The 13,628-nt window shown below is 73.1% G+C and carries 12 protein-coding genes; 7 read left to right on the forward strand and 5 right to left on the reverse strand.

Translation table 11 applies throughout. The annotated features are described in order from the left end of the window. Positions 1–177 precede the first annotated feature (177 nt). From serC to MOPEL_RS10435, 3 genes are read right to left on the reverse strand one after another with little or no spacing between them, the layout of a single operon-like run. Complete coding sequence (gene serC / locus MOPEL_RS10425; protein WP_009482869.1) at positions 178–1,308, reverse strand: phosphoserine transaminase; 1,131 nt, start codon at positions 1,306–1,308, stop codon at positions 178–180. Beyond that, positions 1,305–2,435 (reverse strand): citrate synthase 2, encoded by a 1,131-nt coding sequence (locus MOPEL_RS10430; RefSeq protein WP_245544766.1) that lies wholly within the window; start codon positions 2,433–2,435, stop codon positions 1,305–1,307. Before MOPEL_RS10430 ends, serC begins: the two co-directional genes overlap by 4 nt. 31 nt (positions 2,436–2,466) lie before the next feature. Beyond that, on the reverse strand, positions 2,467–2,901 hold the full coding sequence (locus MOPEL_RS10435; RefSeq protein WP_009482871.1) for a hypothetical protein: 435 nt from the start codon (positions 2,899–2,901) through the stop codon (positions 2,467–2,469). A gap of 476 nt (positions 2,902–3,377) precedes the next feature. On the opposite strand from MOPEL_RS10435, the gene MOPEL_RS10440 reads away from it, so the two are divergent. The 5 genes from MOPEL_RS10440 (at position 3,378) to MOPEL_RS10460 (ending at position 10,205) form a co-directional block, all read left to right on the forward strand. Next, positions 3,378–4,052, forward strand: coding sequence for a metal-dependent transcriptional regulator (locus MOPEL_RS10440; protein WP_009482873.1), 675 nt, complete (start codon positions 3,378–3,380; stop codon positions 4,050–4,052). Between the two features lie 331 nt (positions 4,053–4,383). Beyond that, entirely contained in the window at positions 4,384–5,430 is a 1,047-nt protein-coding gene (locus tag MOPEL_RS18155; protein ID WP_083841833.1) for an NlpC/P60 family protein, read from the forward strand. Between the two features lie 232 nt (positions 5,431–5,662). Continuing rightward, positions 5,663–6,793 (forward strand): metallophosphoesterase family protein, encoded by a 1,131-nt coding sequence (locus MOPEL_RS10450; RefSeq protein WP_009482875.1) that lies wholly within the window; start codon positions 5,663–5,665, stop codon positions 6,791–6,793. Further along, positions 6,790–9,657 (forward strand): AAA family ATPase, encoded by a 2,868-nt coding sequence (locus tag MOPEL_RS10455; protein ID WP_009482876.1) that lies wholly within the window; start codon positions 6,790–6,792, stop codon positions 9,655–9,657. Before MOPEL_RS10450 ends, MOPEL_RS10455 begins: the two co-directional genes overlap by 4 nt. A 278-nt stretch (positions 9,658–9,935) precedes the next feature. Beyond that, entirely contained in the window at positions 9,936–10,205 is a 270-nt protein-coding gene (locus MOPEL_RS10460; RefSeq protein ID WP_009482877.1) for a hypothetical protein, read from the forward strand. A 244-nt stretch (positions 10,206–10,449) separates the two neighbouring features. On the opposite strand, the gene MOPEL_RS10465 is transcribed toward MOPEL_RS10460, so the two are convergent. Further along, positions 10,450–10,917 (reverse strand): SRPBCC family protein, encoded by a 468-nt coding sequence (locus MOPEL_RS10465; protein ID WP_009482878.1) that lies wholly within the window; start codon positions 10,915–10,917, stop codon positions 10,450–10,452. A gap of 588 nt (positions 10,918–11,505) precedes the next feature. Here MOPEL_RS10465 and MOPEL_RS10470 point away from each other — a divergent pair. Both MOPEL_RS10470 and MOPEL_RS10475 read left to right on the forward strand, forming a co-directional pair. Then, positions 11,506–11,709 (forward strand): hypothetical protein, encoded by a 204-nt coding sequence (locus tag MOPEL_RS10470; protein WP_009482879.1) that lies wholly within the window; start codon positions 11,506–11,508, stop codon positions 11,707–11,709. A gap of 792 nt (positions 11,710–12,501) precedes the next feature. Further along, positions 12,502–13,062, forward strand: coding sequence for an HD domain-containing protein (locus MOPEL_RS10475; protein ID WP_009482880.1), 561 nt, complete (start codon positions 12,502–12,504; stop codon positions 13,060–13,062). Here MOPEL_RS10475 and MOPEL_RS10480 read toward each other — a convergent pair. Then, positions 13,033–13,500, reverse strand: a complete 468-nt coding sequence (locus MOPEL_RS10480) for an NUDIX hydrolase (RefSeq protein WP_009482881.1) — start codon at positions 13,498–13,500, stop codon at positions 13,033–13,035. The genes MOPEL_RS10475 and MOPEL_RS10480 overlap by 30 nt on opposite strands. Positions 13,501–13,628: the final 128 nt, after the last annotated feature.

Raw genomic sequence — 13,628 nt, forward strand, 5'->3', positions numbered from 1 at the left:
TCGCCCTCGTCGCGATGTTGCTCGCCGTGGTCGTCGCCCCGCTCTTCTGACGCGGTGACGCCGCGGCACCACCGCCGACGACGGCACGGTGCCGGAGACGAACGCCGCCCGCCCCGATCCAACAGGATCCGGGGCGGGCGGCGTTCGTCGTGTCCGGGGTGTCTCCGAGGGGGAGGCTCAGGCGAGGGCGGCGACGACGTGGTCGACGCAGGCGGTGAGGGCGTCGACGTCGGCGGGGCCGACGGCGGGGAACATGCCGACGCGGATCTGGTTGCGGCCGAGGCTGCGGTAGGGGTCGACGTCGACGATCCCGTTCGCGCGGAGGGTGGCGACGAGTGCGGCGCCGTCGACGGAGTCGTCGAGGTCGATCGTGCCGACGACGGTGGAGCGTGCCGCGGGGTCGGCGACGAACGGGCGGGCGTACTCGGTGCGTTCCGCCCAGCCGTAGAGGCGGGCTGCGCTGTCGGCGGTGCGGGCGGCGGCCCAGTCGAGTCCACCGTGGGAGTTCATCCACCGGAGCTGTTCGGCCGTCATGACGAGCGTCGCGATCGCGGGGGTGTTGTAGGTCTGGTCCTTGCGGGAGTTCGCGATAGCCGTGGACAGGTCGAGGAACGCGGGCACGTAGCGGCCGGAGGCGGCGATCTCCTCGGCGCGGGCGAGGGCGGGGGGCGACATGATCGCGAACCACAGGCCGCCGTCGGAGGCGAAACACTTCTGCGGCGCGAAGTAGTACACGTCGGTCTGCGTGAGGTCGACGGGCAGTCCACCGGCGCCGGAGGTGCCGTCGACGACGACGAGCGCGTCCTCGGCGGCGCCGGGCACACGTTCCACGGGGACCATGACTCCGGTGGAGGTCTCGTTGTGCGGCCACGCGTACACGTCGACGTCGTCGGCGTGCGGGGCGGCGAGGGTGCCGGGCTCGGCGCGGACGACGCTCGGCTCGGCGAGGAACGGCGCCGTCGTCGTCGCGGCCGCGAACTTGGCGGAGAACTCGCCGATGACGAGGTGCTGGGCCCGCTCGCGGACGAGGCAGAACGTCGCGACGTCCCAGAACGCCGTCGCGCCACCGCAGCCGAGGACGACCTCGTATCCGTCGGGGACGGAGAACAGCTCCGCGAACCCTTCGCGGACCTCGCCGACGAGGCTCCGCACGGGCTCCTGCCGGTGCGACGTGCCGAGGAGCGTGGTGCGCGCGTCGACGAGGGCCTGGACCTGCTCGGGACGGACCCGGCTCGGCCCGCTGCCGAACCGTCCGTCCGAGGGGAGGAGGTGCGGCGGGATCGTCACGGTGGTCTCGGGGGTGCTCACGGCTGTGCTCCTGCGTCGGGGTCGGAGAACCGATCGTCCCACCCGGTGACCTCGGAGACGGCGCGCGGCGGTCGTCCGTCGTAGTGGGCGTAGGGGCGGATGACGGTTCCCCGTTGCTTCTGCTCGAGGATGTGCGCGGACCAGCCCGCCGACCGGGCGCACGCGAAGAGCGAGCTGAACGCGTTCGGCGGAACCTCGGCGAGGTCCAGGAGGACCGCGGCCCAGAAGTCGAGGTTGGTGTGGACGGCCTTGCCCGGCAGGCGCTCGGCGAGGAGCGCGGAGGCCGTGCGGTCGACGGTGGCGGCGACCTCGAAGAGCGGGGCGTCGAGGCGACGGCACACGTCGCGGATCGTGTCGGCCCGCGGGTCGCGGGCGCGGTAGACGCTGTGCCCGAACCCCATGATGCGGCGGCCGGAGTCGAGGAGGGAGACGAGCGTGGGCGTCGGGTCGTCGAGATGTTCGACGGCGTGGAGCAGACGGAGGACGCGGGCCGGGGCGCCGCCGTGGAGGGGGCCGCTGATCGCGCTCACCCCGGCGGCGAGGCACGTCGCGGCGTCGGCACCCGTCGAGGCGACGATGCGGGCCGTGTATGTCGAGGCGTTGAACCCGTGTTCGGCCGCGGTGACGAAGTAGGCGTCCAACGCCTCGACGTGCCGCGGGTCGGCCTCACCGCGCCACCGGACGAGAAACCGTTCGGCGACGGACCCCGCGCCGTCGACGACACGCTGGGGGACGACCGGCAGCTCCGGCCCCCGGGCCGACTGGGCGACGAACGACAGCATGAGTACGGACGTCCGCGCGAGGTGGTCGACCGCCGTCGCGTCGTCGATGTCGTGGAGGGGGCCGAAGCCCCACACGGGGGAGACGGAGGCGAGCGCGCTCACGACGTCGGAACTCATGTCCCCGGTGCGGGCGGGGAGGGGGAAGATGTCGGCCGGCGGGAGGCGGTGGCCGAGGTCGTCGACGACGAGCAGACCCCACACGCGGTCGAAGGGCACGACGCCGACGAGGTCGCGCACGTCGATGCCGCGGTAACGGAGCACACCGCCGGCGGGGTCGGCCTCCGCGATGGCGGTCGATCGGGGCATGTGCTCGAGGGACGACGGATGCTCACCCGGTCCGGACATGCCCATCAGTGTGCCAAGGGTTCCCGGGGGTTCAGGCGCCGGGCCGGTCGTCGCCCGTCGCCCGCGGCGCCTCGATCGCGTCCTGCGGCCCGGACGTCGACGACGAACGACCGCGACGGCGCAGACCCCGCCGACCCGTGGTCTCGTGCGGACGCATCCGCTTGTCGAGGTCGTAGTGGGCGAGCAGCTCGGCGACGGGGGTGTTCACCACCGGGTGCGTGCCCACCGGCCGGTCGCCGCTGAAGACGACCCACACGCGCACGTCCCCGTCGTAGACGGGCAGGACCGACCCGTCGACGAGATGCGCCGCGTGCTCGAACGCGATGGAGCGCGCGGTGCGGCGGCTCACCTGCCGGTCGGCGAACTCTTTTGCGGGCCCCTTGCCGCGGCGCAGCCCCTCGTAGGCGAGAGGGGCGTACTTCACGCCGAACGAGACGAGGGCGCGGACCGAGCTCTCACGGGACATGCGGCGGGCCTCCTGGAGGGGCGGGGGTGTCGGGCCAGCGTAGTGGTGGCGCCGCACGGCTCTCGGGAGGCCTGCCGCCGACACCGGCACGTGACGACATGGGGGAGGGAACGGGCCCGGACGTGCGAACGGCGAGACCGTCGGGGAACGGTCTCGCCGTCTCCGCGGCGGCCCGGGGGAAGCTGGCGCGGATCACCGACCAGGGGGTGTCGGTGTCATGCATGGGCGGTGTGTGACGACGGTACGGTCGGGGGTTCCGCACCGACGACCGCCTAGTCGAATCGTAGGCCTCCCCGACGCCTCCGCACAAGACCTTCACGGATCGGGAGGGATGTGGTGCGGACGGGCGGCGGAGGATGGGGACGTGCCCGCCCGGGCCGAGGGAATGCGGCACGCTCCCGGCGCCCCGCGTGGGCGTCGAGGAACGAGGGCGGTCGCCGGTTCTCCTGGGCCGTGCGGGATGCCATGCTGGAGACGTGACGGACCTGATCGACACCACCGAGATGTACCTCCGCACGGTCTTCGAGCTCGAGGAGGAGGGGATTCCGGTGCTGCGCGCACGCATCGTCGACCGGCTGGGACACTCGGGCCCCACCGTGTCGCAGACCGTCGCCCGCATGGAGCGCGACGGGCTTCTCACCGTCCGCCCCGACCGCAGCATCGAACTGTCGGAGTCCGGTCGGCTGCTCGCCACGCGCGTCATGCGCAAGCACCGCCTCGCCGAGCGACTGCTCAGCGACGTCATCGGACTCGAGTATCCGTACGTCCACGACGAGGCGTGCCGGTGGGAACACGTGATGAGCGAGCGCGTCGAGCGCAAGATCGTCCGTCTCCTCGACGAGGTCGACGTGAGCCCCTACGGCAACCCCGTTCCCGGGCTCGACGAGCTCGGCCTCCCGCCCGCCGACACCGGTGAGGTGCGTGTCTCTCTCATGGCCGAGCCCGTCGCCGCGCGTTTCGTCGTCGACCGCATCGGCGAACCGCTCCAGCTCGACCACGAGCTCCTCGAACGGATGAAGGACGCCGGCATCGTCCCCGGAGCCGAGGTCGGTGTCACCGTCGCCGGTGACACCGTCACCCTCGCCGGGCCCGCCGCCGAGGCGACGCTCGACCGCGAGGCGGCGAGCCACCTCTTCGGTCGCCGCGCCTGACCCGCTCGTCCCCAGGTCGGCACTGCGCCCCCTCGACGTCCCCAGGGGCATGAGCGACGCCCGCGGGTGATCGTGCCGCCCGCATACGTTGCGGGCGTCGCCCTCCGTCGGCGACTCCGCACCGGGCCCGCCCGTCCTGCCGCCGGTGCCGGATCCAGCGCGTCACGCCTCGGCAGGGCGGTCGTCCTCACACGCCGCTCGACGGGCCGCATGGAACGGGCGCCCCGCCAGGGTCGCTCGGACCGGGCGTTCTGAGGCGCGAGGGGCAGACATGACGACGCCGTACGTCGGACGCCATCGACCCACACCGGTCCCCGGCACGCACCGTGGTGTGAGAGCCGCCCAGGCAGGCGCCCTCGTCCTCCTCACCGGGGGACTCCTCAACGCCGCCGTCGCCTCGGCCTTCGCCGACCCCGCGCCACCCGGCCGCGTCGCCGAGGATCCCGGCTGGGAACCCGATCTCACCGCGCCACGCCCCGCCGAACCTCGGCCCGCCGAGCCCGGCCCCGTGTCCTCGCTGCCGGGCGCGTCGCTGCCTCCGCCGGTGGCCGTTGCGCCGCCGTCCACGCCGTCCACGCCGACGGGGACCCCGCTCCCGCAGGACGCCGGTGGGAACGGGGGTGGCGAGAAGCCCGGACCGTCCGCGGAAAGCGGTCGCGCCGGCGAGGAGCGCTCTGGGCACGGCCCCGCAGCGGACGGCCGCGACGCGGGACGTGCGGGGGGTGGTCGGGCCGAGGACGGTCGCGAGGGCGCCGACGGGGAGGAGCACGCGGCGGCGGACTCCGAGTGGGAGCAGAGGCCGCACGACGCCGCCCGTCAGGAGCACGAGCACGAGCGGGCGCAGAAGCCGGAGCGGGCATCACGTCCCGAGGCGAGGCGCGAGGGGCACGAGGCACCGCGCCGGGACCGCACGCCGGATCGTCCGTCGACGGCACCCGACCGAGGACGCGAGACGAGGTCTCCCTCCAAGCCCCGTCGGCCCGTCGAGAAGAGGCGGTCCCCCCGCAAGGCCCCGGAGGCGTCGCGGACGACGCGGCAGGACCAGGGGAGGAAGGACGTCCTCGGCATCGCGGGGTCGCTCTCCGGCATCCCGTACGTGTGGGGCGGCACGTCGACGCGGGGGTTCGACTGCTCGGGCTACACCCAGCACGTGTTCCGCAAGGCCGGGGTCTCCCTGCCGCGCACGGCGGCGCAGCAGCAGCGGGCGACGACGCGGGTGCGTGATCCGCGTCCCGGCGATCTCGTCTTCTTCGGTACCCCTGCGCACCACGTCGGCATCTACGCGGGCGACGGGAAGATGTACGACGCGCCACGCACGGGCCGCACGACGGGGCTCCACCGGATCTGGTCGTCGAACGTCACCTACGGGCGCCCCTGACTCCCTGACTCCCCGACTCCCCGCCTCCCGTGCGTCGTGCCGCATCGCCGGTGAACGACCAGGTCGGCAGGGTTGTCGGTGGCGGCCACTAGCCTGGGGCGCATCGGAGGCACGACATCGCCGGGCCCTCCCGGATCCCCGACGCCGGGGTGACGGGGCGGCCCTGTCGGGGCCCGTGCCGCCGATGACGCGGGGAGCGGCCCCGGTGCATCGAGACGAGGAGGTGGCGACGGTGGTGAGGTTCCTCCAGACGAGCGACTGGCAGCTCGGCATGACGCGGCACTTCCTCGAGGGTGAGGCGCAGGCCCGCTACACGGCGGCGCGCATCGATGCGGTCCGTGCCCTCGGTGAGGTGGCCCGTGCCGAGCACTGCGACTTCGTGGTCGTCGCCGGCGACGTCTTCGAGTCCAACCTCGTCTCCACCCGCACCATCGCGCGGTCCCTCGAGGCGATGGGCAGCATCGGCTGCCCCGTCTACCTCCTGCCCGGCAACCACGACACGCTCGATGCGGCGTCCGTCTACACCTCGGCCGCGTTCCGGCGGGCGTGCCCTCCGGGGGTCGTCGTCCTCGACCGGGCGGGGATCCACCGCGTCGCCACGGGCGTCGAGATCGTCGCGGCGCCGTGGTTCCACAAGCCCGCCCTCACCGACCTCGCCGCGCAGGTGCTCCGTGAGGTCGACGATCCGGAGCCGGGAGTCACGCGGATCCTCCTCGCCCACGGCCCGATCGACGTCCTCAGCCCCGACGAGGACGACCCCGCCCGCATCTCCCTCGCCGGGCTCGAGGAGGCGCTCGCGGCCGGTCACATCCATCACGTCGCGCTCGGCGACCGCCACTCGCGTCTGTCCGTCGGGCGCAGCGGGCGCATCCACTACTCGGGGTCGCCCGAGGTCACGGCGTTCCGCGACGACATCCCCGGCGACGTCCTCGTCGTCGACGTCGACACCGAGATGCACGCCGCGCGGCCGCACCACGTCGGTACGTGGACCTTCACGACGATGCGTCGCCACCTCGACACCGCCGACGACCTCGACGCGCTCGACGCGGAGTTCGCGGCGATCGACCCCAAGGACCGCACGGTCGTGCGCACGGCGTTCGTCGGCACCCTCTCCCTCGCCGACAAGGCCCGCCTCGACGACCTCCTCGAGCGGTGGGACGAGAGCCTCGCCGCCCGGTTCACGTGGACGGGGCACGACGACGTCGCCGTCTACGTCGACGGGGACGAGCTCGCCGATCTCGGGGTGGGTGGGTTCGTCGACGACGCCGTCGCCGAACTCCTCGAGCGGGCGCGCGGCGGCGAGGGTGAACCGGCCGCCCGTGACGCGCTCGCCCTCCTCTACCGATTGGGGGCGGCACGATGAGGCTGCACCGCATCGTCCTCACCCACGTCAAGGGCGTCGCCGACCGCGAGATCGTCTTTCCCGACTCCGGCATCGTCGTCGTCGAGGGTGAGAACGAGGCGGGCAAGACGACGATGATCGAGGCCCTCGACCTCCTCTTCGAGGAGAAGGACTCCTCGAAGAAGCGGCACGTCCTCACGATGCGACCCGTGGGGCTCGACGTGAGCAGTGCCGTCGAGGCCGAGATCAGCAGTGGCCCTTACCGGTTCACGTACCGCAAGCAGTGGTTCCGCAAGCCGTCGACGGTGCTCACCGTGCACGCGCCGCGGCGTGAGCAGCTCACCGGCGCCGCCGCCCACGACCGTGTGCGCGAGATCCTCGAGGAGACGACGGACGCGGATCTGTGGCGGGCGATGCGTCTCATGCAGGCCACGCCGCTCACGGCCACCGACCTCTCCGGCAGCACCGCTCTCTCCGCCGCTCTCGACGAGGCCGCGGGGCAGGCCGGGTCCGCGGGCGGGGAGGGCGATTCGATCCTCGAGGCCGCGGAGGGGGTGTATCGCGAGTTCTTCACCGCCACCGGGCGCCCCACCGGCGAGTACCGGGAGGCGGAGACGCGTCTCGACGCCGCCCGGGCCGCCCGCGACGAGGCCGCGGCGGCGGTGCGGGAGGTCGCTGACGACGTCGCGCGTCACACCACGGCCGTCCACGAACTCGACCGGCTCGCCGCCCAGCTCGAGGCGGGGGAGGCGACGGAGGCCGAACTCCAGGAGCAGTGGGAGGTCGCGCAGCGGGTCGTCCGCGAGGCGGAGCACCTCGCCACCCGTACGGCGATGGCACGTCAGGCGTACGAGTCGGCCCTCGACACCGCGCGGCGCAGGGAGGAGCTCGTCGCCGAGATCGACGGGTTCGACCGTGCCCTCGCCGAGGCGGAGGCCGAGCTCGAACGGTGCCGCGCCGAGGTCGACCCGGGGCAGGAGCGACTCACGGCCGCCCTCGACGCGGCCGAGAGGGCGCGGGCGCAGCAGCGGGAGGCGCGGCGTGCGGCGTCCGGGGCGGAATCCGACATCGCGCTCGTCGCGGATCTCGCCGACCTCACGGTTCTCGCCGGGCGGCTCTCCCGACTCGACGAGGTCGTCGACGCACGACGGGCCGCGCGCGAAGCGGCCCGGGGCGCGCGTTTCGAGGCCTCCCTGCCGCGGCTCGAGGCCGCGGAGCGCGCGGTCGAGATCGCCCGCGCCGAGTGGCGGGCCGGAAGTCCCACGTGGCGTGTCGTCCCGCTGGCGGAGGGCGAGACCGTCCTCGTCGACGGCGAGGAGACGACGCTCGCCGAGGCCGTCGACGGGGTCGTCGGGGCGACGACGTCCCTCGAAGTTCCCGGCCGCGTCCGCATCGAGATCGAACCGGCCGCCGGGGCGGTCGACCGCGCCGAGGTGGTCGCCCGGGCGGAGGCCGAGCTCGCGGACCTGCTCGCGGCGGCCGGGGTCGCCGACCTTGCCGCGGCGCGGGCGGCAGCGGAACGCGCGTCCGATCTCGAGGCCCGGTGCGCGGAGGTCGAGGCGCAGGTCGGGGCCGTCCTCGGCGGGTCCGATGTCGACTCGCTCCGCGAACGGGGGGATCAGCTCCTCGCCCACGTCGTCGAACTCGTCGCCCGACGTCTGGACGCGCAGCGCGAGGCCCGTGCTGTTCGTGGCGCCGCCACGACGAGCGACGAACCGTCCGCCGCCGTGAACGACGCCGCCGTGGCGGGGGACGTGGAGGAGGACGTCGACGGCCTCGACGAGGGCGACGTCGTCCTCGCGACACTGCGGGATTCCGTTCCTGCCGACGTCGACGAGGCACTCACGGGGCGGGTCGTCGCATGGATCCTCGCGACCGCCGACGCCGACCACCCCGACGAGGCGGTGCCCGCCGACGACGCGCCGGAGCGGGTGCTGCGCGCCGTCGCATCGCGTGCCCGCGCCCGCGAGAAGGCGGTGGAGGAGGAGATCGCGGCCGCGGAGGCCGAGATCGAGGTCCTCCGTACCGCGGTCGAGGCGGCGCGGTTGCGGGCGGCGAGGGCGGAGGTCGGTGTCGAGTCCGCACGCTCCGGGCTCACCGAGGCGACGCAGCGACTCACGACCGCCCGGGAGCGGGAATCCGACGAGGCGCTCGCCGCGCGGGTCGTCGACACGCAGGCAGCGCTGGGGGAGGCGCGGGCGAGAGAGTCCGACGTCGCCGCGGAGGTCGACCGGTACGACCCCGACAGCCTGCGCGTCCGTCTCGAGGGGGCGTCCGCGGCCGCGGCGTCGTTGCGGCGGCGGTTCGGTCAGGCGCGTGACGAGAGACTCGAGATCGAGGCGCGCCTTCGCCATGCGGGTGAGCAGGGGAGGGCGGAACGTCTCACGGAGGCCGAGTCTGCCGTCGCCCGCGCCGAACGCACCCTCGCGGGGCTGCGGCGTCGGGCGGAGGCGGCGCGCACCCTCGTCGAGGCGTTGACGCGGCACCGCGACGAGGTGCGCAGCGCCTATGTCGAGCCGTTCGGCCGGGCCGTCTCCCGTCTCGGGCGGGTCGTGTACGGGCCCGAGTTCGACGTCGAGATCGGGCCGGGGCTCACGATCGACGCGCGGCTCATCGGGGAGGAGCGCATCCCGTACGAGGCGCTGTCCTCGGGGGCGAAGGAGCAGATGTCGATCCTGTCGCGCCTCGCGTGCGCGTCGCTCGTCGACCCGGAGCAGGGTGCGCCGGTCATCCTCGACGACGCGATGGGGTACTCCGATCCCGGCCGACTGCAGCGGGTGTGCTCGGCGTTCTCCCTCGTCGGCGGTGATGCGCAGATCATCCTGCTCACGTGCACCCCCGGCCGGTATGCGGCGATCCCCGACGCGCACGTCATCCAGGTCTGACACCGCCCGCCGTCCGGTCCCGTGGCTGCGGATCATCGCATCGACGCCGCGGGGCGGAGGCCAGGCGTCGCCACCAGGGCGACGGCGGGGTCGGGGCCGAGGCGCCGCGCCCATGGGGGCACTGCGCGGTGAGGCGGCGCGTCGTCGAGGCGTGAGCGACCAGCCGGATGCCGGGTCCGGCGACGTCGTGGCGACGGCGAACGCGGGTGGCGACGGCGAACGCGGTGCGTAGGATCGCGGCGTCCTCGTCTTCGTCCCCGTCTCAAGGAGAGCCCGCGATGCTCACTCCTCGGCTGTGGGCCTTCGTCGTCGGCGGCGCTTTCGCGTTCGTCGCCGTCGCGGGGCTCGGCATGATCCTCCTCGGCGGCGAGGGCGGGTTCGCGTGGGTGCTCGTCGGGTTCGCGGCGGCCTCCGCCGCGGTCGCGTTCGTCGTGGCGGCCCGCAGCGGAACGGTGGATCCCGGGGGCGACGCACTCGACGACACCGCAATCCCACGCGATCCGGGGTCGGGTACGTCGCCGCGTCCGGGTGGTCTCACCGACCGCTGACGCAGGGGGCCGGGTGCGCGGGCGGCCTCGGCGGCGGCACGGGCGGCGGCGCGTTCGCCCGTGGGCCTTGACCTCAGCGCCTCTGCCGTCGTGCCGGCGAGATGATCGCGCGGCCCATGGGCGACGCGAGGCCTCACCCCCGTGCGATCCGCCCGTCCACGCTGGGCCGGCTGGCCAGGCGTGGGGGTCGAGATCTCCCGATCCATGGCGGATCGGGTGGGGTGGGGTCTCGGAGTCGTTCGGGTCAGGCGCGGGCCTCGGCGGCGCGGGCGATGGCGTCGAGGTTGGCAGTGAGGGACCGCTTGGCGAGCTGCTGGCCGACGGGGGCCATGACCTTCATCGCCATCTTGGCGAGGGTGCCGGCGTCCTCGGTGGCCTCCTCGTCGACGCTCGCCGTGAGGCGCGTGCCGGGGTGGAGGGCCGTGAGCGTGTACGTGGTGACGGAGCGGGTCTTGCCCTCGCCCTCGGCGATGCGGAGGAGGCCGAGGGCCTCATGCTCGACGACCTCGCGTTCGTGGGTCTCGTCGCGGCCGGTGGCGGCGCGGGTCTCGCGCCAGCGCGTGCCGAGGCGGACGGGGCCGTCGGTGAGCTTCTCGACGGCGCTCACGCCGGGGTGGATCTCGGGGGCGCGTTCCAGGTCGGTGAGGACCGACCACACCCGGGTCGGTTCGGCCGCGATGTCGCGGGACAGGGACTGAGAAGGATTCGCCATGGGTCGAGCCTAGTCGGCGAGGCGGGATGACGGCGGTCGGACGGGCGGGACCCGCGAGGTGACCGGGATGCGCCGGGGCATCCCGTTCGTCGTCGCATCACCACGGAGGCGGAGGGGACGCGGCGCGAACAGGCGCGGCGGGTTCTGCCCGTCGCCGGAGGCGGCATCGGCAGGGCTTTCCGCGGCGTCACGGCACGTCGTGTGGACCTGATCGTCGGGGCATCGTGCGAGTGGGCGCCCCGCGCGTCGTGAAGGGGAGTGGGGTTCTGCGTCCGCGGAGCAGGTCCTGGCGGCGGTGCTCCTTGGGGGGGCCCGCCGGGGCGTGGAGTGGGGCCGCCGGGATGGCCGACGGTGGATCCGCCTGGGGATGAGGGCGACTCGTGGTGGGGGTGAAAGTTCTTGAGGCGGTTCCGCGTGCTCGCGAAGACGAGGAGACGTGACGGCGCGATCGAAGACGCGCAAGAACCGTGAGCTGTCGGAGCGTCGGGTGGCCAACGGCACGGCGGCCCCGCCGCACGGGTCCACGTACCGTGTGCTGGAGGACGGCGTCACCCTGACACGCGCCAGGCGCTCCTCGACGATCCCGACGTGTGGGTGCGCGTCCACGACTGCGCCGGAGCCGCGCCACGCGACGTCTCGAAGCAGGACTGTGCCGAGCTGTGGGACGACCTGTCGGCGGACCACGACGCCGCGCCCGGCCACGGGCCGTGGACCGCAGGAGGAACCGGCCCCTACCACGCACAGGTGTGGGGAGAGCGAAAGGAACGGCAGCTGTACGTCGTGCGGACGTGATGCGGCTCGCGCGGGATCGGTAGAGGCCCAGAGCGCTGTGACGCGGGGCCGAGATGCCCCGTCGTCGCTCGCGCATCGTTCCAGGGTGTGTTGCGTCCGGCGGTGCCCCGTCGTCGCACCCACGGTGCCCCCGGCAGGATTCGAACCTGCGACACCCGCTTTAGGAGTGCCATCGAAGGGGCCTGTGGCCACATGTGGAGGCTGGTTGACCTGCACGGATGACTCTCGTTGTCTAACGTGGAACGAGGGTGTTTCTCCACCTTGTGTGCCACAAATGTGCCACAACCGGGCGGGCTGTCTAAGCGCGCATGGCTGGCCTCAGTCCGGCGCGGTTCGCCGACCATCCCGGGGCCGGGACATGACGGGCGACCGTCGGCGAACTGCGTCGGTGCGCGGGTCCAGGCTGCGAAGCCCGGCAAGAGAACGTGAGCCGGCCGCCTGACCTGCCCCGCCGCCGCCCTCCGAAGTGAACGGGCGCTTGAACCTCAATGACTGGGTTCAAGCGCCCGTTTCGCATGAGTCGGTGGCAGGGCGGGGCCGGGTGGGCGAGAACGGCCGCAGGCCGCAGCGCAGCCCACCCGGCCCCGCCCAGCCAACCGCGCCGCGTCAGCGGCGCCTTGAATCAGTAGGGAAAGTTCTCACGGCGCGACATCTCGGTGGCGGACGGCGAGATGCGGTGAAGAGCGGGGACTGGATGGGTCGATACCGTGGGGCGGGAGATGCACGTCGCCGGAAGGGGGCACGTGAGGGTCACGCGCCGACACGATCACGGGTGCATCGGGAGGGCGAGCGATGATGCCGACGGTCCGTGAGGCTGAGGCGCTGGCACGGGAGCTGGTAGGTGGGATCATGCCGCGGTGGGCGCATGTGCGTGCCGCGGGGCGTACTGCGGAGGAGCTCGTGCAGCGGGCCGGCCTGTCCGAGCGGGTGGCTGTCGCGGTCTGGCTGCATGACGTCGGGTACGGGGCCGGGATCCGGGAAACGGGGTTCCATCCCCTTGACGGCGCGAGGCACCTCGAACGCTTGGGGATCGACGACGAGATCGTGCGCCTGGTTGCCTGGCACACGGGCGCGGGGTTCGAGGCCGAACAACGGGGCTTGATCGACGACTTGACCGGCTTCAAGGCACCGGAGCAGGTGGAGCTGGACGCTTTGACGATGGTGGACTTGGCGACGGGGCCGGATGGCACGGCGGTGTTGGACTCGCGGCGCATTGCCGAGATCCTCAGTCGCTACGAGGACGGGGACCCGGTGCATGAGGCGGTCACGCGCTCGACACCGTTCCTGCTGGCCTCTTCGGCGAGGGCGAAGGAGCGCCTCGGGCTACCGGAGGAATGGCCCACCATCTGCTAGAGCGTCGTCGATGCGCTGCCGCATGGACGGGTGCATGTCGAGGCCAGCTAGGTCGTCGCGTGCGACCCATTCCACCGAGTCACTCTCGTCGCTGGTGGCGCGGTGGCCGCCGATGAGTTTGGCGCGGAACGCCAGGGAGAACTGCTGGCGCACCTCGCCGTCGTCGTAGGCCATGACGTGGTTAGGGTTGGTGTAGGTGCCGGTGAGGGTCTCGACGGCGACATCGTAGCCCGTCTCCTCCTTGACCTCGCGCATGACGGTCTGGATGATGGACTCGCCGGGCTCGTGACCACCACCGGGCAGGGCCCACTTCTCGTTGTCGGTCTTGTGGATCAGCAGGATCCTCCCCTCGTCATCACGGACGATCGCGACGACAGAGGGAACGACACTGTTGATCACGGGGGCGTTGGGGTCGTCGATGTAGTCGATACGTGCCACGTCCCGACCGTACCCGAGTCCCTCGTGGCAGCCGACGCTGCGGCATCCTGCGTCTGGTGTGTCCTGGCTTCCGCGGGGTCGAGATTTCGTGGATCTCCAGGCGGAAGACACCGGGGACACGCCGCCGT

Source organism: Mobilicoccus pelagius NBRC 104925 (assembly GCF_000247995.1).
Taxonomy (GTDB): Bacteria; Actinomycetota; Actinomycetes; order Actinomycetales; family Dermatophilaceae; genus Mobilicoccus; species Mobilicoccus pelagius.